General features: G+C 69.8%; 23 protein-coding genes and 1 tRNA gene. 17 read left to right on the top strand and 7 right to left on the bottom strand.

All coding sequences use genetic code 11. The features are described 5' to 3' along the window. Positions 1 to 4: 4 nt before the first annotated feature. The 4 genes from K3A85_RS00760 to purC form a co-directional block, all read right to left on the bottom strand. The gene (locus K3A85_RS00760) at positions 5 to 2,905 is read right to left on the bottom strand and encodes a M16 family metallopeptidase (RefSeq protein ID WP_225204578.1); all 2,901 of its coding nucleotides are present in this window, start codon (positions 2,903 to 2,905) and stop codon (positions 5 to 7) included. A 103-nt stretch (positions 2,906 to 3,008) separates the two neighbouring features. After that, a complete protein-coding gene (locus K3A85_RS00755) occupies positions 3,009 to 4,541 on the bottom strand; it encodes a chemotaxis protein CheW (RefSeq protein WP_225205982.1) in 1,533 nt (510 codons plus the stop codon). Positions 4,542 to 4,579: 38 nt separating this feature from the next. Continuing rightward, complete coding sequence (locus K3A85_RS00750; RefSeq protein ID WP_225204577.1) at positions 4,580 to 7,345, bottom strand: methyl-accepting chemotaxis protein; 2,766 nt, start codon at positions 7,343 to 7,345, stop codon at positions 4,580 to 4,582. A gap of 525 nt (positions 7,346 to 7,870) precedes the next feature. Next, positions 7,871 to 8,656 carry a phosphoribosylaminoimidazolesuccinocarboxamide synthase gene (gene purC / locus K3A85_RS00745; RefSeq protein ID WP_225204576.1) on the bottom strand — a complete coding sequence of 262 codons (786 nt, stop codon included), beginning with the start codon at positions 8,654 to 8,656 and terminating at the stop codon, positions 7,871 to 7,873. A 307-nt stretch (positions 8,657 to 8,963) separates the two neighbouring features. Here purC and wrbA point away from each other — a divergent pair, with 307 nt between their 5' ends. The 17 genes from wrbA to K3A85_RS00660 all read left to right on the top strand — a co-directional run bounded on the left by wrbA (position 8,964) and on the right by K3A85_RS00660 (position 21,276). Next, positions 8,964 to 9,563 (top strand): NAD(P)H:quinone oxidoreductase, encoded by a 600-nt coding sequence (gene wrbA, locus K3A85_RS00740; RefSeq protein ID WP_225204575.1) that lies wholly within the window; start codon positions 8,964 to 8,966, stop codon positions 9,561 to 9,563. 109 nt (positions 9,564 to 9,672) lie between these two features. Further along, positions 9,673 to 9,897 (top strand): 50S ribosomal protein L31, encoded by a 225-nt coding sequence (gene rpmE / locus K3A85_RS00735; RefSeq protein ID WP_169491980.1) that lies wholly within the window; start codon positions 9,673 to 9,675, stop codon positions 9,895 to 9,897. A gap of 82 nt (positions 9,898 to 9,979) precedes the next feature. Next, positions 9,980 to 10,465 carry a GspH/FimT family protein gene (locus K3A85_RS00730; protein ID WP_225204574.1) on the top strand — a complete coding sequence of 162 codons (486 nt, stop codon included), beginning with the start codon at positions 9,980 to 9,982 and terminating at the stop codon, positions 10,463 to 10,465. After that, positions 10,452 to 10,832, top strand: coding sequence for a type II secretion system minor pseudopilin GspI (gene gspI / locus K3A85_RS00725; RefSeq protein WP_225204573.1), 381 nt, complete (start codon positions 10,452 to 10,454; stop codon positions 10,830 to 10,832). The genes K3A85_RS00730 and gspI overlap by 14 nt, the downstream gene beginning before the upstream one ends. Next, entirely contained in the window at positions 10,829 to 11,422 is a 594-nt protein-coding gene (gspJ, locus tag K3A85_RS00720; protein ID WP_225204572.1) for a type II secretion system minor pseudopilin GspJ, read from the top strand. Before gspI ends, gspJ begins: the two co-directional genes overlap by 4 nt. Further along, positions 11,419 to 12,417, top strand: coding sequence for a type II secretion system minor pseudopilin GspK (gspK, locus tag K3A85_RS00715; RefSeq protein WP_225204571.1), 999 nt, complete (start codon positions 11,419 to 11,421; stop codon positions 12,415 to 12,417). The genes gspJ and gspK overlap by 4 nt, the downstream gene beginning before the upstream one ends. A gap of 96 nt (positions 12,418 to 12,513) precedes the next feature. After that, positions 12,514 to 12,590: transfer RNA gene (locus K3A85_RS00710), tRNA-His, on the top strand. A gap of 192 nt (positions 12,591 to 12,782) precedes the next feature. Beyond that, positions 12,783 to 13,511: a heme ABC transporter permease CcmC gene (gene ccmC / locus K3A85_RS00705; RefSeq protein ID WP_225204570.1), complete on the top strand. Its 729-nt coding sequence runs from the start codon at positions 12,783 to 12,785 to the stop codon at positions 13,509 to 13,511. A gap of 17 nt (positions 13,512 to 13,528) precedes the next feature. Further along, the gene (locus K3A85_RS00700) at positions 13,529 to 13,669 is read left to right on the top strand and encodes a hypothetical protein (protein WP_225204569.1); all 141 of its coding nucleotides are present in this window, start codon (positions 13,529 to 13,531) and stop codon (positions 13,667 to 13,669) included. A gap of 5 nt (positions 13,670 to 13,674) precedes the next feature. Next, a complete protein-coding gene (gene ccmE, locus K3A85_RS00695) occupies positions 13,675 to 14,118 on the top strand; it encodes a cytochrome c maturation protein CcmE (RefSeq protein ID WP_225205981.1) in 444 nt (147 codons plus the stop codon). A gap of 12 nt (positions 14,119 to 14,130) precedes the next feature. Next, entirely contained in the window at positions 14,131 to 16,110 is a 1,980-nt protein-coding gene (locus K3A85_RS00690) for a heme lyase CcmF/NrfE family subunit (RefSeq protein ID WP_225204568.1), read from the top strand. After that, positions 16,107 to 16,658, top strand: coding sequence for a DsbE family thiol:disulfide interchange protein (locus K3A85_RS00685; RefSeq protein WP_225204567.1), 552 nt, complete (start codon positions 16,107 to 16,109; stop codon positions 16,656 to 16,658). Before K3A85_RS00690 ends, K3A85_RS00685 begins: the two co-directional genes overlap by 4 nt. Then, the gene (locus tag K3A85_RS00680) at positions 16,658 to 17,089 is read left to right on the top strand and encodes a cytochrome c-type biogenesis protein (RefSeq protein ID WP_225205980.1); all 432 of its coding nucleotides are present in this window, start codon (positions 16,658 to 16,660) and stop codon (positions 17,087 to 17,089) included. Before K3A85_RS00685 ends, K3A85_RS00680 begins: the two co-directional genes overlap by 1 nt. Next, positions 17,086 to 17,766, top strand: coding sequence for a tetratricopeptide repeat protein (locus K3A85_RS00675; RefSeq protein WP_225204566.1), 681 nt, complete (start codon positions 17,086 to 17,088; stop codon positions 17,764 to 17,766). The genes K3A85_RS00680 and K3A85_RS00675 overlap by 4 nt, the downstream gene beginning before the upstream one ends. Positions 17,767 to 17,952: 186 nt before the next feature. After that, positions 17,953 to 19,884 carry a potassium transporter Kup gene (locus K3A85_RS00670; RefSeq protein WP_225204565.1) on the top strand — a complete coding sequence of 644 codons (1,932 nt, stop codon included), beginning with the start codon at positions 17,953 to 17,955 and terminating at the stop codon, positions 19,882 to 19,884. An 88-nt stretch (positions 19,885 to 19,972) separates the two neighbouring features. Then, the gene (locus K3A85_RS00665) at positions 19,973 to 20,926 is read left to right on the top strand and encodes a sensor histidine kinase (protein ID WP_225204564.1); all 954 of its coding nucleotides are present in this window, start codon (positions 19,973 to 19,975) and stop codon (positions 20,924 to 20,926) included. Beyond that, entirely contained in the window at positions 20,923 to 21,276 is a 354-nt protein-coding gene (locus K3A85_RS00660) for a response regulator (protein ID WP_225204563.1), read from the top strand. The genes K3A85_RS00665 and K3A85_RS00660 overlap by 4 nt, the downstream gene beginning before the upstream one ends. Positions 21,277 to 21,287: 11 nt before the next feature. Here K3A85_RS00660 and K3A85_RS00655 read toward each other — a convergent pair whose 3' ends face one another. From K3A85_RS00655 to K3A85_RS00645, 3 genes are all read right to left on the bottom strand, one after another. Then, entirely contained in the window at positions 21,288 to 21,620 is a 333-nt protein-coding gene (locus K3A85_RS00655; RefSeq protein ID WP_225204562.1) for a hypothetical protein, read from the bottom strand. 164 nt (positions 21,621 to 21,784) lie between these two features. Beyond that, positions 21,785 to 22,357, bottom strand: a complete 573-nt coding sequence (locus tag K3A85_RS00650) for a urate hydroxylase PuuD (protein ID WP_225204561.1) — start codon at positions 22,355 to 22,357, stop codon at positions 21,785 to 21,787. Between the two features lie 118 nt (positions 22,358 to 22,475). Next, positions 22,476 to 23,162 carry an inner membrane-spanning protein YciB gene (locus K3A85_RS00645; RefSeq protein ID WP_225204560.1) on the bottom strand — a complete coding sequence of 229 codons (687 nt, stop codon included), beginning with the start codon at positions 23,160 to 23,162 and terminating at the stop codon, positions 22,476 to 22,478. Between the last annotated feature and the right edge of the window lie 35 nt (positions 23,163 to 23,197).

Here is a 23,197-nt window from a genome sequence, read left to right as displayed (position 1 = left end):
GCGCTCAGTCCTTCGGCGCAGGCGCGCCGTCGGGCAGGACCAGCACCGTCACCGGCCTTGCGCCGAGCCACTTGCGTGCGGTCGCCTGAAGCTCGGCCGGGGTGATCGCCGAAAGCCGGGCGCGCGCCCTGGCGAAGCGGTCGAGGCGGTCGGGCCGCGACTGCGCGCGCTCGGCAAGCGCCATCCAGCCGCCGTTGCCCTTGAGCGCGTTGTCGAGCCTTTCGAGCATCGGCGCCCGCGCCCGCTGGAGCACGTCGGCATCGACCGGGGCGGCGAGCAGGCCCTGCACCGTCTCGGCAAAGGCGGCGCGGGTCGCGGCGATGTCGGCGACATCGACCGAGGCGTTGAGCGTGAAGGTGCCCCAGCCGCGGTAGACCCGCGACATCGCCGAGCTGGCGCCGGGCGAATAGGACTTGCCGAGGCGCTCGCGCACGGTGTCGGTCACCTCGATCCCGGCGACTTCCTGCAGCAATTCGAGCCGCAGCGTCTCGAGCGCGTCGCCATCGTCTGTGGTCGGCCAGACCAGCCGCACGATCGCCTGGTTCGCCGCGCCCTTGTGGCGGATCACGACGAGGTCGCGGCGCGCGGTGAAGTGGCGCTCGCGCGCGGCTTCGCGCGGGGCGAACTCGGCCGCGCGCGGCGGCAGGGCGCCGAAGGTCCGCGCGACGAGGTCGATCGCCTGCGCCTCGTCGAAGTCGCCGACCAGCGCGAGCTCGATCGCGCCGTGGGCGAAGGGGTCGGCGATGCGCCGGCGCAGGTCCTCGAACGTCAGCTTCTGGTAGGTTTCCTCGCTCTGCAGGGTGAAGCGCGGGTCGTTGTCGGTGAGGATCGCGCTCAGCTCGTTCGCCAGCGCAAGGCCGGGCGTCGCATCGCGGCGGGCGAAGAAGTTGGTCATGTTCTGGCGGAACAGGACCTCGGCCTCGGGGCGATAGCCGGGGTCGGTGATGGTCGCGGCAAGCAGTTGCAGTTCGAGCGCGAGATCGCGCCGGGTGGTCGTTCCCGAAGCGAGGAAGGTCTCGCCGCTCGCGGCGATGCCGTTGAACACCGAGCGCCCGGCGAGCAGCGTCTGCAATTCGTCCTGGCTGTGCTTGCCGAGCCCGCCCATCGCGAGCACCGAGGTCAGCTCGACCGCCGTGGGATCCTCGCGCGTCTCGAGCAGTTCGCCGCCGTCGAGCGAGAGGCGGACCTGGATGCGGTCGGTCTCGATCGTGGTGCGCTTGAGGTTGAGGCGGACGCCGTTGGCGAAGCGGATCGTGCGGATGCCGAAGGCGGGGTCGGTCGCATCGGCCACGACCGCGCCGGCGGGTCCGAAATCGCCATAGGCGAAGCTGCCCCCGACCGCCGAGGCGGCGCGGGGGTCGGCCTGTTCGCGCGCGTGGTTCCACGCCTTGCGCAACGCCGCGGCGCCGCCCTTCGGCGGCGTGCGCCCCTGGAAGCGCAGCAGCGGATCGCGCAAGGGCAGGGCCTCGTCCTTCAGCGCGGCGAGCACCGCGGCCGGGGTGATCGAGGGAGCGAAGGCGTTGAACCGGTCGAGCGCGCTCTGCGGCGTGGTCGGCACCTGCTCGTCGCGCACCAGCGCCAGCGCGGCGGCGACGAGCGCGCCGTTGCTGCGCGTGTCGGCAGAGGCGGCCGCGTTCTCGATCCCGGTGCGGACGATCGCCAGCTGCTCGGCGACCTCGGCCTCGGTGAAACCCTGCCGCAGCGCCTCGTCGAGCACTTGCGCCGCGGTGGCGAGGCCGCGCGCCCAGCCGCCGTCCTCGGTATCGACGATGAGGTTGGTGGTGCGCCCGATCTTGAACACCTCGCTGGTGCCGAACCCCGCGCCGCGGAACGGTGGCGCGACCTGGCGGGTCAGGCGCACGAAGCGGCGGTTGATCGCGCCATAGCCGATCTGGCGCAGCAGGTTGGCGCGGCGGGTCGCGATCGTGTCGGGCTCGTCGATCCAGCGTCCGTGCCGCGAGGCGGTGACGCGCTCGGAGAGCGGTGCATCGACCCAGACGTCGCTCGCCCCCTTCTGCCGGGGCAGCACCTGGCCCTGGTCGGGCCGCGGCGCGACCGGCGCCGCGCGCCAGCTGTCGAACCGCGCGCGGATCGCCGCTTCGACCACCGCCGGATCGAAATCGCCGACGACCACGAGGGTCGCCTTGGCCGGCACGTATTCGCGCGCCCAGAACGCCTTGAGCCGGTCCGCGGTCGCCGCCTCCAGCGTCTGCACGGTGCCGATCGGCAGGCGGTTGCGATAGGTCGCCCGGGGATAGAAGAAGGCGAGCTGGTCCTTGAGGTTGTCGAGCGCGTAGCCCTGCCCGTCGCGCAGCTCGGACAGCACCACGCCGCGTTCGCGCGCCACCGCCTGCGGATCGAAGCGCAGCTCGCTCGCGGTCTCGCGCATCAGCATCAGCGCGGTGTCGAGCAGCCTGGGATCGTTTCGCGGCAGGTCGAGCATGTAGAGCGTGTGCTCGAACCCGGTCTGCGCGTTGGTGTCCGCGCCGAAGGCGAGGCCGCTGCGCTCGAGCAGCTTGACCATCTCGCCCTCGGGCACGGCGGTGCTGCCGTTGAACGCCATGTGCTCGACGAAGTGAGCGAAGCCGCGCTCGTCGTCGCGTTCGTCGAGCGAGCCGGTGGCGACGTTCAGCCGCACGATCGCGGTGCCGACCGGGGTGGCGTTGCGGCGGATCACGTAGCGCATGCCGTTGGCGAGCTTGCCGAAGCGGAACGCCGGATCGGCGGCGAGGTCGCTGCCCTCGAACGCCCAGTCGCGCGCCGGCGCCGGCGGCAGCGCGTGCGCGAGCGAGGACGGGCGCGGCGCGCACGAGGCCAGCAGCATCGCGCCGAGCAGGGCTGCGGTCGCAAGGATCGGACGCGGGGCAGGGCGCGCGAAGCGGGCGCGGCAGGGAAGCGAAGGCATGGCGGGGCGCCTTCTGCCCCGGCTTCGGCGCGGGTGCAAACCCGATCGCCACCCGGTGGCCCACCCGGCAGTGCCGCCCCGGCCGCTGCGTCGGCGGCGCCTGTCAGGCGGCGCGGGCGGCGGCCTCGCGTTCGGCGAGGATGATCGCGGACAGGTCGATGACCTCGCAGGTCCGGCCATCGGGCAGGCGCACGGTGGCCGCGGGCACCCGCGCGCCGTTGCCCGTGGCGGCGAGGCGCTGCAGCTGGACGCGCTCCACCGCGACGAGCCCGTCGATCAGGAAGCCCATGTGGTGATCGTGGTGCTCGGCAAGGATGGCGATGGGGCGGTGCTGGCGGGCGTTGGCGCCGGCGCTGGCGATGCCGAGCCGGGCCGGAAGGTCGACCAGCGGCACGCCGCGACCGCGATAGGCGACGAGCGCCTCGGCAAAGCCGCCCGCGCCGAGCTCGATGCGGTCGACCGGCGCAGGGATGATCTCCTCGACCTGGGCGAGCGGGATCGCGCAGATCGCCTCGCCGAGCAGCGCGATCAGGAACGGTTCGATCCGGCCGAGCGCGGCGAAGTCGCCGGCCTGCGCGGCAAGGCTCGCTTCCTCCTCGATCATCGACAGCGCGACCAGCCGCTCGTCCGCCTCGCAGGCCGTCGCGGCGATCAGCAGGTGGTCCCGCTCGGCGCGATAGAGCCCGCAGAGCATGCCGGGTTCGCCGAGGCGGAACTGCTGCAGCGCCATCGTTTCCTCGCCCCGCACCCGGCGCATGTCGCGAACCTGGTCGATCGCCAGCGCGACCAGCCGCCGGTCGGGCATGCGCAGCACGATGCTCGCGCTTTCGCTGACCCGGCCGGTCTGGCCGAGGCCGAGCAGGCGCAGGGTATCGACCACCGGGATGCGCCGACCGTTGTGTTCGAGCACGCCGATCCACAGCGGCGTCTCGGCCGCCGGGGCGCCGAGGCGGGTGAGCGGGACGGTGGCCTCGACCGCGCTCGCCGGAAGGCCGAGCGGGATGCCGCCGCAGTCGAACAGCAGGATCGGCTCGCCCACTTCGGCATGGCGCGTGCGGTCGACCGTGTGGTCGGTCGTCACGACGAGCCCGGGCAGCCGCGCGAGCGCGTCGGTATCGAGCACCGCGCCGGCCCGGCCTTCGTAGATGAAGCCTGCGCTGGCGAGGCTGCCGGCGGCCCGATCGACGCTGGCGAGCGGCGACTGCGCGCCGGCGTCGAGTTCGACCACGCCGCAAATCTCGTCGATCACCGCGCCGATCACCCCGCCGCCGCAGCGCAGGATCAGGATGATCCCGCCTTCGCCGCGGCCGAGGCCCAACAGCTGCGCGATGTCCATGATCGGGATGACCGAGCCGCGCAGCTCGAGCGCGCCGATCATGTCGGCGCGCTGCGCCGGGAACGGAGCGAGCTGCGCCGGGCGCGGGGTGACCTCGCGGATCGCCGCGATCGGCAGGGCGAGGAGCGAGCCGGCGATGCGGAAGATTCCGCAAAGCCCGCCCCCGAACGCGCCTTGCGCAACGGTGTCGGGAGCGGGGGAGAAGTCGGGGGCGGGGACGGGGACGGGGCCGGGGGCGATGGTCTGGGCGGGAACGGCAGCGGGCGGGCTGTCGGCGGGCCCCGGCGGGCGCTGCCGCATCACGTAAGTCGGGCCGCGCGGCTGGGCCGGCCGCCGCGCTACCACGCGGGTCCTCGCTCGCCCGTGGTCGCTTCGCCGAGCTCGCGGATCAGCACCACCGCATCGCTGGTGACGGCGTCCTGCGCCCGCGCGGATTCGCTGATCGCGCCGATCGCGGCGCCGGTCTTCTCGGCCGATTCGAATATCCCGGTAAAGGCCCGGCTGGCGTCGAGCGAGCGCCCGGTGCCTTCGCTGATCCGGGCGATCGATTCCTCGATCAGCCGGCTGATGTCGCGCGCCGCGGTCGAGCTGCGCTCGGCAAGCTTGCGGACCTCGCCGGCGACGACCGAGAAGCCGACGCCGTGCTCGCCGGCGCGCGCTGCCTCGATTTCCGCATTGAAGGCGAGCAGGTTGGTCTGCCCCGCGATCTCGCCGATGATCGAGACGATCTCGGCGATGCCCGAGGCCGACTTCTGGATCAGCTCGATCGATTCGATCGCGCCGTTGAGCGCCTGGCGCCCGGTCTCGGCGTTGGCGCGGGTCTGCAGCGACAGCGTTTCGGCCTGCTCGGTCGCGCTGTTGATCGCATGGATCGAGGTCGACAGCCGGTCGATCAGCCCGGTCATCTCGCAGGCGCGTTCGCCGATCTGCTTTTCGAGCAGGACCTGGTCGGTGATGTCGGTGGCATACTTGACGATCCGCGCGGGCTTGCCGGCAACGTCGAACAGCGGGTTGTAGGTCGCCTGGATGTAGACGTCGCGGTCGTACTTGCCGACGCGGTGGAACCGCCCGGCGTGGAACTCGCCGCGGTTGAGCCGCAGCCAGAAGTCCCGGTAATCGAGGCTGCGGATATAGTCGGGCGAGCAGAACATCGCGTGATTCTGGCCGATCACCTCGCGCAGCGAATAGCCCATCACGCGCAGGAAGTTCTCGTTGGCCGACAGGACGTTGCCGTCGAGATCGAACTCGATCACCGCCTGCGCGCGGCTTACCGCGTCGACCTGCGCCTGGAATTCGACCGACCTGGTCCTCTGCTCGGTCACGTCGGTGGCGAACTTGACGACCTTGACCGGCTTGCCGTCGAGATCGAAGATCGGGTTGTAGGTCGCCTGGATCCAGATGTCCCGGCCTTCCTTGGTGCGGCGATGGTATTCGCCGCCGTCGTAGTCGCCGCGGCCGAGCTTCTCCCAGAGCGCGGCATATTCGGCCGAGGCGGCGTGCTCGGGGGTGCAGAACATGCGGTGGTGGCGGCCCACCACTTCGTCGAGCTTGTAGCCGGTCAGTGCGAGGAAGTTCTCGTTGGCGTCGAGCACGGTGCCGTCGAGCGCGAACTCGACCACGCCTTGCGCCCGCCCGATCGCCTTGACCTTGCCCTCGAACTCGAGGTTGCGGCGCTGGGTGTCGCTGATGTCGAGCGCGAACTTGACGATCTTGGCCGGCCGCCCCTCGAGATCGAGGATCGGATTGTAGGTCGCCCGGATCCACACCTCGCGCCCGTTCGCGGCGCGGCGCTTGAACACGCCAGTGACGTACTCGCCCGCGCGCAGCCGCGACCACAGATCGGCGTAGGCCGGCGAGGTGTGGTAGGCCTCGTCGCAGAACATGCGGTGGTTGCGCCCGACGACGTCGTTGAGGTCGTAGCCCATCACCGCGAGGAAATTGGCGTTGGCGGCAAGCACGGTGCCGTCGAGCGCGAATTCGATCACCGCCTGGGCGCGGTCGATCGCCGCGACCTTGCCCGCCGCCTCGGCCGCGGCGAGGCGCTGCTCGGTGACGTCCATCGCCACCTTGACGATCTTCACCGGCTCGCCGTCGAGGCCGAACACCGGATTGTAGCTCGCCTGGATCCAGACGTCCTTGCCGTCCTTGCGCAGGCGCTTGTACTCGCCCTGGTCGAAGTCGCCCTTGCCCAGCTTCTGCCAGAACTGGCGATGCGCGGCGCTGCCGGCGTACTCCTTGTCGCAGAAGATGCGGTGGTGCTGCCCGACGATCTCGTCGAGCGTGTAGCCCATCAGCGCGAGGAAATTGGCGTTGGCGTCGAGCACCCGGCCCGACAGGTCGAATTCGATCAGCGCGAAGGCGCGGTCGATCGCGTCGAGCTTGCTCTTGTTCTCGATCCGCACGGTCTGCTCTGCGGTCACGTCGAAGGCGTAGCTCAGCACCGAGACGACCTTCCCGGCGCGGTCGCGCGTGGGCACGAAGACCTCGCGCAGCCAGACGTCCTTGCCGTCGCTGCTGCGGTGACGGCGGATGCAGCGGTGCGATTCGCCGTCGGCGAGCTTGGGCCAGAACGTCTCGGGCGCCTCGCCCGCCGCCAGTTCGGCCTGGAGCGCGCGGAGCGGCAGGCCGACGAGATCGTCCGCCGTGCGCCCGACGAGATGGAAGAACAGCGCGTTGCCGCCGATGATCGACCCGTCGGGAGCATACTGGCAGATCGCCAGCGCATGGTTGATCGCCTCGAAGCGGTGGACCATCAGCGCCGGGTCGATCGGGCTTTCGAAGCAGCGCGCGCCGAGGAACAGCACCTGCCCCTTGCGCCCCGAGGTGCGCGCGCAGGCGCCGCTGATCGCGGCATGGCCGCCCTCGGCGAGCGGAAGCTGGCCGGCCACGGTGCTGGCCGCCTCGCCCACCTGCGCGATGTCGTGATCGGGAAACACCTGCGCGAAGGTGATGTCGGCCGCTTCTGCGAGCAGGGCGCGCGCCGTGTCGTTGGCATCGACGAGCTCGCCGCCCGCGGGATCGAAGGCGAGGACGAACAGGCTGTCGGCGAGCAGCGCCGCGCCTTGTGCGGTCAGGTCGAGCGGCGGATTCTGGTTAACGGTCACGGCGTCTCTCGGCAGGTTCGAACGAGCGATGCCTAAGGCGCGGGACGGTAGCGCTTGGTGGAAGCGGCACTCCGTGTTGTTACGGAGGCGGCGCAGAAGCCGGGCGGATCGGCGGGTGCGACGACCCCAAGTTGACGCAGTTGACACGGTCCTGGCGAAAAAATCAAATCGATCAGTGGTGTGATTTTGATCGATCCGTTCGATTAACCTCCGATCCAGGGGAGGCGGTGTCGTCGCGGACGCTTGCGGACAATCGCAGATCGGGGGGCTGTAGGACAGCCATTTCGCGGGGGCGAGGGGGTGTGATAGGAGGGCAGGACCCCTCCGTCAGCCGTTCCGGCTGCCACCTCCCCATTTGTGCTGCGCAAAAATGGGGAGGATTTGGATGACCTGGCCCATTTGTGCTGCGCAAAAATGGGGAGGATCTGGAAGACCTGGCCCATTCGTGCTGCGCAAGAATGGGGAGGAGCCGGAAGACCTGGCCCATTCGTGCTGCGCAAGAACGGGAAGGACGCGGGCGCCGTTTTACTTCTTGGTGCGCAGCTTGCGGTGGGCGCCGAGGTCGAGCACTTCGCTGGGGCCGCCGTCGTTCTCGAGCAGGCCGAGGCGGCGGGCGACTTCCTGGTAGGCTTCTTCCTCGCCGCCGAGGTCGCGGCGGAAGCGGTCCTTGTCGAGCTTTTCGCCGGTGGCCATGTCCCACAGGCGGCAGCCGTCGGGGCTGATCTCGTCGGCGAGGATCACGCGGGCATAGTCGCCGTCCCAGATCCGGCCGAATTCGAGCTTGAAGTCGACGAGGCGGATGCCGATCGCGGCGAACATGCCCGAGAGGAAGTCGTTCACCCGAATCGCCATCGAAGACATGTCCTGCATCTCTTCGTTGTTGGCCCAGCCGAAGCAGGCGATGTGCTCTTCGGCCACCATCGGGTCGCCCAGCGCATCGTCCTTGTAGTAGTATTCGATCAGCGTGTGGGGCAGCGGCTCGCCTTCCTCGATGCCGAGGCGCTTGGAGATCGAGCCGGCCGCGACGTTGCGCACGACGACCTCGAGCGGGATGATCTCGACCTGGCGGACGAGCTGCTCGCGCATGTTGAGGCGGCGGATGAAGTGGGTGGGGATGCCGATGTGGGCGAGGCGCGTGAACACGTACTCGCTGATGCGGTTGTTGATCACGCCCTTGCCGTTGATCGTGCCGCGCTTCTGCGCGTTGAAGGCGGTCGCATCGTCCTTGAAGTACTGGATCAGGGTGCCGGGCTCGGGACCTTCGTAGAGGATCTTGGCCTTGCCTTCGTAGATCTGGCGGCGACGCGACATGGGCGATTCTTTCCGTGTATGGACCTTGCGCGCGCATGGTAGACCCGGCGCGCGAAATCAAAAGCCCCGGCGGGGCGAGCCGTCGCAGGCAAGCGACCGCGTCGAAAGCGCCGGGGCGTCGAAGCGAGGCCCTTAGGGGAAATCGCGCAAAAGCGCAATTGCGGGCGCGTCTCGTCGAACGTTCGAGAAGTTGGAACGATACGTGCCAGTTTATCCCGCTTAACCGAAATGCGGGAACGGGCCATATCGGCAGCGGTTTTCCGCCGGACCCTCTCCCTCCCGGCCTCATGCACAAAGGAACGATCCCATGAGCAAGGTCCTCGTCCTCTACTATTCGAGCTACGGTCACATCGAAACCATGGCGAACGCCATCGCCGAAGGCGCGCGCGCCGCCGGCGCCGAGGTCGACGTCAAGCGCGTGCCCGAGACCGCGCCGCTCGAAGTTGCGCAGAATGCGCACTTCAAGCTCGACCAGGCCGCGCCGATCGCGACGGTCGCCGAGCTCGAGACCTACGACGCGATCATCGTCGGCACCGGCACGCGCTTCGGCCGGATCAGCAGCCAGATGGCGGCGTTCCTCGACCAGGCCGGCGGCCTGTGGGCGCGCGGCGCGCTGAACGGCAAGGTGGGCGCAGCCTTCACCAGCACCGCCAGCCAGCACGGCGGGCAGGAGACGACGCTGTTCTCGATCCTGACCAACCTGCTGCACTTCGGCATGACCATCGTCGGGCTCGACTACGGCTTCCAGGGCCAGCTCGACAATTCGGGCGTCCACGGCAATGCGCCCTACGGCGCGACGACGATCGCCAACGGCGACGGCAGCCGCCAGCCGAGCGAGAACGACCTTGCCGGCGCGCGCTACCTCGGCGAGCGCGTGGCGAAGACCGCGAACAAGCTGTTCGGCTGACGCCTGAAACCGGGAGGGGCGGGACTCGACAAACCGCCCCTTTGCCGCTAGGGGCGCGCCTTTCCATTATTGGGGCCGGTCGGAACCGGTCCTCGACCGGAGCGCGACGATGAAGGCCAATATCCACCCCGACTACCACACCATCAAGGTGCAGATGACCGACGGCACCGTGTTCGAGACCCGCTCCACCTGGGGCAAGGAAGGCGACACGCTGGCGCTCGAAATCGATCCCACCTCGCACCCGGCGTGGACCGGCGGCACCCGCCAGCTCGACCAGGGCGGCCGCGTTGCCCAGTTCAACAAGCGCTTCGGCGGCCTCAGCCTCAAGCGCTGATCGCCACGCATCGCGACAAGCAGGAGGGCGGTCCGTCGGGCCGCCCTTTTCGTTTGCGCAGGCTGCGCGTAAGCCTGCCGCGATGGTTACGCTCTCCCGCCCCGCCCCGCGCCGAAGCGGCTTCTCGCTCGTCGAGATGGTGGTCGTGCTGCTGGTGATGGGCGTGCTGGCGAGCGCGGTGGTGCTGATGCTGCCGGGCGATGCCGATGTCCTGCGCCGCGAGGCCGAGCGCTTTGCCGCGCGCGTTTCGGCCGCGCGCGACGAAGCCATCGCCGGCGGCGCCCCGGTGGCGGTTGTGGTGAGCGAGGCGGGCTACTACTTCGAGAAGCGCGAGGCCGGCGCCTGGGCGCCGGCCGAAGGGGGCGGGCTGTCGCTCGCCACCTGGCGCGAGGGCACGCAGGTCGCGGTCGCGGTGCCGGGCGGCCGGACCGGCGGCCGTGCGCGCGTGGTGTTCGACACCGTCGGCCTTGCCAGCAGCGAGCTGCGGCTGCGCCTCGCGCGCGGGTCGGCGACGCGTGCGCTCACGATCGCGCGCGATGGCATGGTGCGGGCCGATGCCGGCTCCTGAGCGCGAACGCGGCTTCACCCTGATCGAGCTGCTGGTCGCGCTCGCGGTGTTCGCGGTGGCGGCGCTGGCGCTGGTCCGGCTCGAAGGGGCGAGCCTGCGCCAGACCGCCGACCTCGACCAGCGGCTGCTGCGCGAAGTGGTGGCGCAGAACATGGCCAACGAGATCCTGACCGATCCGCTGCCGCCGGCCGAAGGCGAGGCGGCGGGCACGATCCGCAATGCCGGACGGCAGTTTCGCTGGCAGCGCCGCGTGGGGCGCAATCCGGCGCTGGGCGTGCTGGCGATCGCGCTGTCGGTGCGCGAGGTGACGCCCGGGCGGCGCAGCCCGGCGACCACGCTGCAGTTCGCGCGGGTGCCCGCGGCATGAACGGCCGCCGCGGCGAGGCCGGCTTTACCCTGATCGAGATGCTGGTCGCGCTCGCCGTCTTCGCGCTGATCGCGGGCGGCGCGCTCGCGCTGCTGCGCTTCAGCGTCGAGGCGGAACTCGGCGCGCGGCGTCGGACCGAGGCGATGGCGGCCGAGCGGCGCTTCCTCTCGGTATGGACCGCCGACCTTGCCCAGGCCGCGGCGCGGCCGGCGCGCGATGAGGCGGGCGCGTCCCATCCGGCGTTCGAGGTCGGCGGCCCCGTCCTGCTGCGCTTCGTGCGCAGCGGCTGGAGCAATGTCGACGGCGCGGCGCGGCCGAGCCTGCAGAAGGTCGAATGGCGCTGGGACGGCAAGGCGCTGGTGCGCAGCGGCTATCCCTTTCCCGACGGCGCCGCGCCCGATCCGCCCGCCGCGATGCTCCCGCTCGCCGCGCCGCCCGCCTTGCGGTTCCGCACGAGCGACGGGGTATGGCGCGACCGCTGGGAGCCGCAGCGCGAGGCCGAGCTGCCGGTCGCGGTCGAGCTGCTGCTGCCGCAGCCCGGCGGCGAGCCGCTGCGCGTGGTCTCGCTGGTCGGGGTCAACTACCAGTGAAGCCGCTTCCCCCGAACGAGCGCGGCGCTGCCCTGCTTTCCGTGCTGCTGCTGGTGGCGGTGATGGCGGTGCTGGCGGCGGTGATGCTCGACCGGCTGGGCCTCGCCACCCGGCTTGCCGGAAATGCGCAGGACACGATGCGCGCGCGGCTGGTCGCGACGAGCGCGGAAAGCGCCGGGCTCGCGCGGCTGCAGGCGCTGGTCGCGGCGCAGGGCGAGCGCACCATCGATCCGGCGGGGCTGCTGTCGCGCGACCTGCCGCTCTCGCTTGCCGGCGCCAGCGTCACCGCGCGGATCGACGATGCGGGCAACTGCTTCAACGTCAATTCGCTGGTCGAGGAGGACATCGACGGCAACCTCACGCTGCGGCTCGCCGCGCTCAACCAGTTGCGCGCGCTGATGGCGCAGCTGGGGATCGAAAGCGGCGAGGCGGCGCGCCTGTCCGACGCGATGGCCGACTGGATCGACAGCGATTCGGCGCCGCTGACCAACGGCGCCGAGGACGAGGCCTATCGCAGCCTGCCGGTGCCCTATCGCACCGCCAACCGGCTGGTGGTCGATGTCAGCGAACTGCGTGCGGTGCGGGGGATGAGCGCGGCGCTCTACCAGCGGCTGCGACCCTGGCTCTGCGCGCTGCCCGCGCCCGAGCTTTCACCGATCCAGCTCAACACGCTGCGGCTCGACCAGGCGCCGTTGCTGGTGATGCTGGCGCCCGGCGCGCTTCCCCCGGCGCGGGCGCGCGCCGCGATCGCGGCGCGGCCGGCGCAAGGCTGGGCCTCGAGCGCCGAAGCCTTGCGCGTGCTGGGGCTCGCCGGAAGCGAGGGCGGCATCGGCGTGGTGCCGCCCGGCCAGCTCACCGTGCGCAGCCGCTGGTTCCTGCTGTCGCAGACGGTGAGGGTGGGGCGCGCGACGCTGACCGAGCAGGCGCTGGTCGACGCAGGCCTCACGCCGGCGCGGATCGCCGCGCGCAGCTGGGGCGACGAAACCGGGCAGTGATGGGCCAGCGCAAGTTTTCGCTTTCCATTTGGCCGCGCTTCTGCAAAGGGGCTCGCCCGCGCCGATCGTTGCTGGTAACGATCCGGGCGGCCTGTGGCGATCGTAGCTCAGTTGGTTAGAGCGCCGGTTTGTGGTACCGGAGGTCGTGGGTTCGAACCCCATCGATCGCCCCATTCTTCCCCGAGATCAGATGGTTGGGCGCGAAAGCCGAAAGGCTCTCGGACGTCGCTTGCCCGACAGCCTGCCCCTGCAAGACCCTTGCCGAGGGGCGGGCTTGGTGGCAAGGGCGGAAGCCGAGCCGGCGTCGGGGGTCGCTGCGGCTTCATCGGATTCGTCTTGTCCCCCAAGGCCACACTCGCCGCTCCATGCACGGTTTTGCCAATCCCGCCCGGTTCCTGCGCCTCGCGCGCTGGCTGACGCCGCTGCTGCTGGTGCCGGGGCTGGTCATGGCGCTGGGCGCGCTCGCCTGGGGCTTCTTCGTGGTGCCGCCCGACCGGCTGATGGGCGATACCGTGCGCATCCTGTTCATCCACGTGCCCGCCGCCTGGCTCGGCATGGCCGGCTGGTCGACGATCGCGATCTCGAGCGTGGTCGAACTCGTCTGGCGCCACCCGCTCGCCGGGATCGCCGCGCGCGCGGCGGCGGTGCCGGGCGCGGTGTTCACCGCGATCTGCCTTGCCACCGGCTCGATCTGGGCGCGGCCGACCTGGGGCACCTGGTGGGTGTGGGACGGGCGGCTGACCAGCTTCCTCGTGCTGCTGTTCCTCTATTTCGGCTATATCGCGCTCGCCGGCGCCGCGCAGCGCGATGCGGCGGCGGGCAGCGGCGCCAGCCGCGTGACCGCGATCTTCGGCCTGGTCGGCGCGATCAACATCCCGATCATCAACCGCTCGGTGGTGTGGTGGAACAGCCTGCACCAGCCGCCCTCGATCACGATGGGCAAGTCGGCGATCGACGCTGCCTTCCTCTACCCGCTGCTGATCGGCGCGCTGGGCTTCTCGCTGGTGTTCGGCGGCGTGGTGCTGATGCGGATGCGCACCCTGCTTGCCGACATCCAGGCCGAGGCGCGCCTGCGCCGCAAGGCGATGGCGTAAGGGAGCGGCAGGCCAGGATGCACGAAGGGCTCGACCAATGGCACTATGTCGTCGCCGCGCTGGCGATCGGCGTTGCCGGAACGCTCGCGCTGGTCGGCTGGAGCCTTGCCGCGATGCGGCGCGCGGAACGGCGGCGTGACAAGGCGAGGGGCAAGTGAGCGCGATCAAGGCCAAGCATCAGCGGCTGGTGCTGCTCGTCATCGCGCTGGTCGCGCTGGTGGGGGCAGGGCTGCTCGCCGCCTGGGCGCTGCGCAACCAGGCGGCCTACTTCTACGTGCCGAGCGATCTCGTCGCGCGTCCCCCCGAACCTGGCCGCGCGGTGCGGCTGGGCGGAATGGTCGAGAAGGGCTCGATCCGCCGCGCGGCCGACGGCGTGACGATCGACTTCGTCGTCGGCGACGGCAAGGCGCGGGTGCCGGTGCGCTTTACCGGGATCACGCCCGACCTGTTCGTCGAAGGCTCGGGCGTGGTCGCCGAAGGGCGCATGGAGGGGCCGACCTTCGTTGCCGACAACCTGCTGGCCAAGCACGATGAAAAGTACGTGCCGCGCGAGATGAAGGACATGACCGCGAGCCAGGCCAAGCAAGTGGTGGCCGAGACCAAATGATCGCCGAACCCCATGATCGCTGAACTCGGCCTTGCCGTGCTGTGGATGGCTGCGGCGCTCGCAGTGCTGCAGCTCGTTTCGGGAATCCTCGCGCTGCGGCCCGAGGGGCGGCAGATCGCGGGGCTGGTCCGGCCCGTCGCGGTGATGCAGGGGGTGCTCGTCGCCGCTGCGTTCGCCGCGCTGATCACGCTGTTCCTGACCACCGACCTGTCGGTCAAGCTGGTCGCCGAAAACAGCCATTCGATGAAGCCGTTCATCTTCAAGCTGGCGGGCACCTGGGGCAACCACGAAGGCTCGATGCTGCTGTGGGTGACGATCATGGCCGTCGCGGGCGGCTTCGTCGCGCTGGTCGAGAAGCGCCTGCCCGAAAACACCCTGATCGCGACGCTCGCCGGGCAGGCCTTCGTCAGCCTCGGCTTCTATGCCTTCCTGCTGCTGTCCTCGAACCCGTTCGAGCGACTGGCGGAGCCCGCCCCCGAAGGCGCAGGGCTCAACCCGCTGCTCCAGGACGTCGGCCTCGCGTTCCATCCACCGACGCTCTACGTCGGCTACGTCGGGCTTTCGATCGCGTTCAGCTTCGCGATCGGGGCGCTCGTCACCCGCGACGTCGGCCCGGCCTTCGCCCGCGCGATGCGGCCCTGGGTGCTCGGCGCCTGGATCTTCCTGACGCTCGGCATCACGGCGGGATCGTACTGGGCCTACTACACGCTCGGCTGGGGCGGCTGGTGGTTCTGGGACCCGGTCGAGAACGCCTCGCTGATGCCCTGGCTCGCCGCGACGGCGCTGCTCCATTCCTGCTCGGTGCTCGCCAGCCGCAATGCGCTGAAGGCGTGGACGGTGATGCTGGGCGTGATCGCCTTCTCGATGTCGATGGTCGGCACGTTCCTGGTGCGCTCGGGCATCCTCACCTCGGTCCACGCCTTCGCGGTCGATCCCGAGCGCGGCTCGTTCATCCTCGCGCTGCTCGCGATCTACATCGGCGGCGCGCTGACGCTGTTCGCCTTGCGCGCCTCGACCGTGACCGAAGGCGCGCGCTTCAGCTTCGTTTCCCGCGAGGCGGCGCTGGTGTTCAACAACGTGATGCTGTGCGGCATCCTCGGCATCGTGCTGGTCGGCACGCTCTATCCGCTGCTGACCGAGGCGATGGGCGTGAAGGTGTCGGTGGGGCCGCCCTACTTCAACCCGGTCTCCGCCGTGTTCGCGATCCCGATGATGCTGGTGATGGGCGTAGGGCCGCTGCTGCGCTGGCGGCAGGACAGCTTCGAGGGCAAGCGCGGCGGGCGGATCACGCTGCCGGTGGGCCTGTGCGCGCTGCTCTCGGCCGCCGTGCTGTTCGGCGTCGAGCTGATGGCGCCGCGGATCGGGCTGCTCCCCGCGCTCGGCCTCGCCATCGCCGCGGGGCTGGCGCCGGCGAGCTTCCTCCCCTTGCGCGGCCGCAACCTGCGCCGCACGCCGCTCAGCATCTGGGGCATGGTGCTGGGCCACTTCGGCATTGCCGTCGCGCTGTTCGGCATGGCGAGCGAAAGCGCGTTCTCGACCGAGCGCCTGGCCGCGATGCGCCCCGGCGACGTGCGACAGGTCGGGCCCTACACGGTGAAGCTCGAAGGCATCGGCCCCGTCGCCGGGCCGAACTGGACCGCGCTCGAGGCGACCGTTTCGGCAAGCTACGAGGGCGCCGCGCCCGCGATCCTGCACCCGCAGGCGCGCACCTTCTCCAACCCGCCGGGCAACCGCACCGAGAGCGCGCTCAAGACCCGCTGGAACGGCCAGCTCTACGCCGTGCTCGGCGAAGAGGGCGAGGACGGGCGCTGGCAGATGCGCTTCTGGTGGAAGCCGTTCGTGCCGATGATCTGGTACGGCGGCGCGCTGATTGCGCTCGGCGGCCTGCTCGCGCTGCTGGGGCGCGTCGCGGCGGACGTCCGCCGCCTCGTCGCGACGGGCAAGATCGCCTATCGCCGCAGCCGCAAGGCGGCGCTGGGAGCGCGGCCATGAGCGGCGAGGTGCGCAAGAAGCCCGGCCTTGCGCTGTGGCTGCCGCTGATCCTGTTCGCCGGCTTCTTCGCGCTGGTGATCTGGGGCCTGGTGCGGCCCGCCGACCGGGAGGTGGCGAGCGCCTTCATCGGCAAGCCGCTGCCCGCGTTCGACCTGCCGCCCGCGACCGACGACCGCCCGGGCCTTGCCACCGCCGTGTTCAAGGCGGGCAAGCCGCGCCTGCTCAACGTCTTTGCCAGCTGGTGCGTGCCCTGCGCGGTCGAATCGCCGCAGCTCGCGCAGCTGGCCGGGCAGGGTGTCGAGATCGACGGCGTGGCGATCCGCGACCGCAAGGAGGACGTCGCGCGCTTCCTCGCGCAGAACGGCAACCCCTTCGCGCGGATCGGCAAGGACGACCTGAGCCAGGTCCAGCTCGCGATCGGCTCGTCGGGCGTGCCCGAGACGTTTGTCATCGATGGCAAGGGCGTGATCCGCTACCAGCACATCGGCGACATCCGCCCCGAGGACGTGCCGCTGATCTTGGCCAAGCTCGAGGAGGCGGGGAAGTGATGCGGCGCCTGCTGATCGCCTTCTTCGCGCTTCTCCTCGCGCCGACGCTGGTGGTGGCGCAGGATGCGATGCCGCCCGCGCCCTATGCCTACCGCCAGCTCGACGATCCGGCCAAGGAGGCCAAGGCGCAGGCGCTGATGGAAACGCTGCGCTGCCTCAAGTGCCAGAGCCAGTCGATCGCCGACAGCGACGCGCCGATGGCGGGCGACATGCGCCACCAGGTGCGCACCCGCATCGCCGCGGGCGAGGACCCCGAGGCGATCCGCCAGTGGCTGATCGAACGCTATGGCGACTACGTGAGCTATACCCCGCAGGTGAAGCCGATCACCTGGCCGCTGTTCGCGGCGCCGCTGGTGTTCCTCGCGCTCGCCGCGCTGCTGCTGCGCGGCCGGTTCCGGCGCAGGGCCGACAACGAGGGCGACAAGCCATGACCTGGGCGCTGATCCTGCTTGCCGCCGCCGCGGTGTTCGCGGTGCTGGTGTTCGTGCTCAAGATCCCGCGCGCCGGCTGGGAGATCGCCGGCGCCGCGCTGCTGTTCGGGATCGCGGGCTACGCGCTGCAGGGGCATCCGGGCTATGCCGGCGCCCCCAAGCAGGCGGCCGAGACCGAGAAGACCGCCGATGCCGCGCTGCTCAAGCAGCGGCAGGAAATGGGCGATGCCTTCGGCAAGGGCGCCTCGTGGCTGACGCTGGCCGATGCGCTGTCGCGCGAGGGGCAGTTCCGCGCCGCGTCGGACGTGCTCAAGACCGCGGTGGGCAAGAACCCGGACGATGCCGACCTGTGGGTCGCCTATGGCAATGCCCTCGTCGGGCACAGCGACGGGCTGATCACCCCGGCGGCGCAGTTCGCCTTCCAGAAGGCGGCGCAGATCGCCCCCGACCATCCCGGGCCGCCGTTCTTCATGGGCCTCGCGCTGGCGCAGTCGGGCAAGCTCGCCGACGCGCGCGCGATCTGGGCCGAGCTGCTGCGCCGCGCGCCGGCCGACGCGCCCTATCGCGCCGACCTCGAAAGCCGGCTGGCGCGACTCGACCAGATGCTCGCGGCGAGCGGGCAGGCGATGCCGCCGCCTGCGGGGCCGGCTGCCGATTCGGCCCCTCCCGCCCGCTAGACCCTCGCGGAACCGCCCTGAATCAAGGGCGTTGCAGGCTGGCGTCGCTTGCTCTTCACTCCCATTGCGGGGGCTAAGGGGCAATGCTAAGCGCCGCGCCGATCCGGGTCCGAAGTGGGTCTGGAGGGACAGGACCAGACGGGACTGGGCCGGATAGGACTGGGCAATGGTCGGGGATCGCGTGGCATGAACGACGCCGTTGTTGGCTCCGATAGCGCCCCGGCCGGACACGCCGACGCCGCGCAGGGCGGTCACGGCGGCCACGGGCAGGGCAGCCTGCTCAAGATGGCGGTCGGCGCGATCGGCGTGGTGTTCGGCGACATCGGCACCAGCCCGCTCTACGCGTTGCGCGATACCTTCGCCGGGCACCATCCGCTGCCGCTCGACCAGTTGCACGTCTACGGCATCATCAGCCTGATGTTCTGGTCGATGATGATCATCGTGACGCTCAAGTACGTCTCGGTGATCATGCGCGCCGACAACAAGGGCGAGGGCGGCAGCCTCGCGCTGCTCGCGCTGATCAACCAGCACACCTCGGGCAACCGCTGGGGCAAGGGGATCATCCTCCTGGGCGTGTTCGCGACCGCGCTGTTCTACGGCGATTCGATGATCACGCCGGCGGTGTCGGTGATGGGCGCGATCGAGGGCGTGGCGGTCTACCAGCCCGAGATGCACCCGCTGATCGTGCCGATGGTGGTGACGATCCTGATCGGGCTGTTCCTGATCCAGTCGCGCGGCACCGAAAAGGTCGCGACCTTCTTCGGCCCGATCATGCTGTTCTACTTCGCCACGATCGCCGTGCTGGGCCTCGTCAGCATCGCGCAGATGCCGCAGGTGATCGCCGCGCTGTCGCCGCACCATGCGGTCGCCATGTTCCTGTCCGACCCGTTCCGCGGCTTCCTCGCGATGGGCGCGGCCGTGCTGGCGGTGACCGGGGCCGAGGCGCTCTATGCCGATATGGGCCACTTCGGGCGCAACCCGATCCGCATGTCGTGGCTGGTCTTCGTGCTGCCGGCGCTGGTGCTCAACTACCTCGGCCAGGCCTCGCTGCTGATGCGCAACCCGGCCGCGCTCGAGAGCCCGTTCTATTTCCTCGCGCCCGACTGGTTCCAGTGGCCGCTGCTGATCATCGCCAGCCTCGCCGCGGTGATCGCCTCGCAGGCGGTGATCTCGGGCGCGTTCTCGGTGACGCAGCAGGCGATCCAGCTGGGCTTCATCCCGCGCATGACGATCAAGCACACCAGCACGGCGGCGGGGCAGATCTACATCCCGGTGATCAACTTCGCGCTGATGATCGCGGTGATCCTGCTGGTGCTGGTGTTCCAGCGCTCGTCGAACCTCACCGCCGCCTACGGCATCGCGGTGACCGGCGCGATGCTGATCGACAACTTCCTGCTGGCGGTGGTGCTGTTCAAGCTGTGGTGCTGGAAGAAGCCGCTGGCGATCGGCCTGCTGACGGTGTTCTTCCTGATCGACGCGGGTTACCTCGGCGCCAACCTCACCAAGATTCCCGATGGCGGCTGGGTGCCGCTGCTGATGGGCGTCGCCATCTTCACCCTGCTCACCACCTGGTCGCGCGGGCGCGCGCTGATGCGCCAGGGCATGGCCGAAGGCTCGATCCCGCTCGAGGTGTTCACCAAGTCGGCGCATTCGAGCGCGACGCGGGTGCCGGGCACCGCGGTGTTCATGGCCTCGACCGTGGCGGGGGTGCCCTCGGCGCTGCTCCACAACATCAAGCACAACAAGGTGCTGCACGAACGCGTGGTGATCCTGACCGTGCACATCGAGGACGTGCCCTACATGGAGCCGGCGGAACGCTCGACGGTGAAGGACTTCGGCAATGGCTTCTATCGCCTGACGCTGCGCTTCGGCTTCCTCGAAGAGACCGACGTGCCCGCCGCGCTCAAGACGGTGACGATGTGCGGCGAGGCCTTCGACATGATGAAGACCAGCTTCTTCCTTTCGCGCCAGACACTGATCCCTTCGGACAAGCCGGGCATGGCGCTGTGGCGCGAGAAGCTGTTTGCCTGGATGCTGCGCAATGCCGCGAGCGCGATGGAGTTCTTCCGCCTGCCGACCAATCGCGTGGTCGAACTGGGCAGCCAGCTCAAGATCTGAACGTTTCGGATAAAAGTTGCGTAGCCCATTGGAATTGCGTGGGTTGATGGTAGGTTGGTTCCCGAAACAGGGAATTAATACCGCCGCCATGCCGGATTCCGCGATGTTGCTGGAAATCCTCGACGCGCAGCTCGAGATGGTGTGCCGGTTCCGCGCCGACGGCACGATCCTGTTCGTCAACCGCGCCTATGCCGAAAGTCTGGGGGAGAGCCGCGAGACCCTGGTCGGACGCTCGCTGTGGGACTTCGTCACCGGCGAGGACCGCGCCGGCGTGCAGGCGCAGGTGGACCTGCTCACGCCCGACAACGTCGAGGTCACCATCGAGAACCGGTTCGAGACCAGTGCGGGGGCGCGCTGGATGCTCTGGCGCAACCACGCGCTCGAATTCGATGCCGATGGCAGGCTCGCCGTCGCGCAATCGACCGGGATCGACATCACCGAGCGCAAACTGCTCGAGGAGCGCACCGCGCTGCTGGTCGGCGAGTTGAACCACCGCGTCAAGAACACGCTGATGGTGGTCCAGGCGATGGCGCAGCAGACCTTCCGCGACGCCGACTTGCCCGAGCGGCCGGTCGAGACCTTCAACGAACGGCTCTCGGCGCTGGCGGGCGCGCACACGATGCTGAGCCGCGCCAGCTGGGGCGGGAACACGCTCGACGAGATCGTGCGGCAGGGCACCGCGATCTGCCGGCGCGGCACGATCCGGGCCGAGGGACCCGAGATCACGATTGCGGCGGGACCCACCATTCCGCTGATCATGGTGCTGCACGAGCTTTCAACCAACGCGATGAAGTACGGCGCGCTGTCGCGCGAGGGGGGCTGGGTCGAAGTCGACTGGGGGCTCGACGCCGCACGCCGGCGGCTCTCGCTGATCTGGCGGGAACTGGGCGGCCCGCCGGTCGCCGCGCCCAGCCGCAAGGGCTTCGGCTCGCGGATGATCGAAGGCGCGGTCAAGCGGCAGCTGAGCGGCGAGACCAGCGTCGACTACGCGCCGCAGGGGCTGGTGTGCCGTCTATCGTTTCCGATGGGAGAAGTCGGGTGAGTCTGGCGGGCAAGCGCATCCTCGTGGTCGAGGACGAGTTCATCGTCGCGGCGATGATCGGCGACATCCTCGAGGACGAGGGCGCGCAGGTGATCGGCCCGGCCGGGACGCTGGCCGAGGGGCTCGACCTCGGCGGCGGGGAGACGCTCGATGCGGCCGTGCTCGACTGGAACCTCGGCGGGGAGCCGGGGGCGCCGGTCGCACGCCTGCTGCGCCAGCGCGGCGTGCCGTTCGTGATCGCGACCGGCTACGGCGCGGTGCAGGCCGAGTTCGCCGACATCACGGTGCTGTCCAAGCCCTATCGGCCGGACGCGCTCGTCGACGAGCTCGTCCGGCTGACGACGGGCTAGCGCCCGAAAGCTCAGTCCTTCTTCGCCTTCGACACCGGCTCGTCCTGGATGGTCGCCTCGGCCTCGGCCGCGCCCTGCTTGACGTGCTCGCCCATCCGGTCGGCGGCGACGCCTGCCTTGTCGGCCGCGGCGCCGGCCTTGTCGACCGCGTCGCTGGCGGCCGCGCTCACCGCATCGGCGCTGTCCTTGGCGGCATCGCCGACGTTGTCGGCGGCATTGGCGACATCGCCGGCGGCCGAGGAGGCGGTCGCGGCGGCGTTGTCCTGGGTCTTTTCCGAGCAGGCGGCGAGGGACAGCGCGCCGGCGGCGGCGAAGGACATGGCGACGATGGAAAGCTTGCGCATGAGGGGTCTTGCTCCAATCCCGTGAACCGGTTGCGCCCGGCATCGCCTCGACGCCGGACATGGCCCGCCAACGCCCGCCCGTGCGAAGGGTTCCGCAAAACGCGAACGGCGCGCCGCCCGCTCGGGACGACGCGCCGTTGCAGGCGGGCCGGGAGGCCGCCGGGTCAGCCGAGGTTGGCGCTGACCATGCAGTAGAGCATCGGCAGCGAGAGCAGCAGGTTGGTGCGGCTGGCGATCAGGGCGCGCGGCGCGGCGGCGGCCTTTTCCTCCGCGCTCGCCTCGACGATGCCGAGGATCTTCTTCTGCGCCGGCCAGATGATGAACCACACGTTGAAGGCCATCACGATGGCGAGCCACATGCCCACGCCGATCAGCTTGACGTTGCCTTCGCCGGTGAAGGTCAGCGCGGCGTGGCCGTAGCCGTCGACGATCGAGATCGCGAGGCCGGTGAGCAGCGTCAGCAGCGCGCCGTAGCGGAAGAAGAAGAACACCCGCGGGGCGATGTGCCCGGTGATGGCGCCCTTCTGCTCGGCCGGGATCTTGGGCATGGTCGGCACCTGGACGAAGTTCAGGTAGTAGAGCAGCCCGATCCACACGATGCCGAAGAAGACGTGCAGCCAGCGGAAGATGGAATTGCCGTCGATCGGCGCGCTGTCGACAAAGCCGACCATGACGGCAATCGCCGCGACGAGGCCGATGCCGAGAACGAGATGCAGATTTCCGAAGAGCTTGGCCATTATTTCCCCCTTTTTCAGCTTCTTGAAGCAGCTTCGCGGCAAGCCGGCGCGCTGCTCGCGGCGAAACTAGCGCCCGTGGGGAAAATGTCACACCTTTTTGACGGTGCGACAAGCCGTTTCAATCGTGCGGCGGGTTCTGCTCGACGGTGCTTGCCTGGTCCTCGCCGAGGCCATGGCGCATCAGCATCGGGATCTGCGCGAAGGTGAACAGGAACGACAGCGCGGTGACGCCCCACAGCTTGGCCTGCAGCCAGCCGTCGAAGCTGAGCGTGTGGCGCAGCACTTCGTTGAGGGCGGCGAGGAACAGGAAGAAGAACGCCCAGTTGCGCGACAGCTTCATCCAGCCTTCGTCGGACAGGCCGTCGAACGCGCTCTGCAGCAGCGTGCGCAGCACCGGCTTGCCGCGCATCAGTCCGCCGAACAGGACGGCGGCGAAGAGCAGGTAGATCGCGGTCGGCTTGACCTGGATCCAGAACGGATCGCCCAGCAGCACGGTCAGCGTGCCGAAGCCCATGATCAGCGCGGTCGACAGCCACAGCATCGGCGAAATCTTGCCCAGCCGCCACTTCGAGACGACCAGCGCGACGACGGTCGCGCCCATGAACGCCAGCGTCGACTTGGTCACCGCCACCGCCGAGCCGAGGTCCATCCCGCCGTGCGCATCGCCCTTCGGGCTGAACAGGCGATAGGCGAGGAAGAACACCAGCAGCGGCCCGTAGTCGACGGCAAGGTTGACCCAGGAAGACTTGGGTTTCTCGGACTTGGGCTTTTCCGACGAAGGCTGGGGACGGGGTGCTTCAACCATGGCTGTTCTCAAATACCGTCCGTCCTGAGCTTGTC

It is taken from the genome of Novosphingobium huizhouense, assembly GCF_020179475.1.
GTDB lineage: Bacteria > Pseudomonadota > Alphaproteobacteria > Sphingomonadales > Sphingomonadaceae > Novosphingobium > Novosphingobium huizhouense.
Note: the sequence above shows the minus strand (reverse complement) of the source record. Positions and strands in the feature narration are given on the sequence as shown.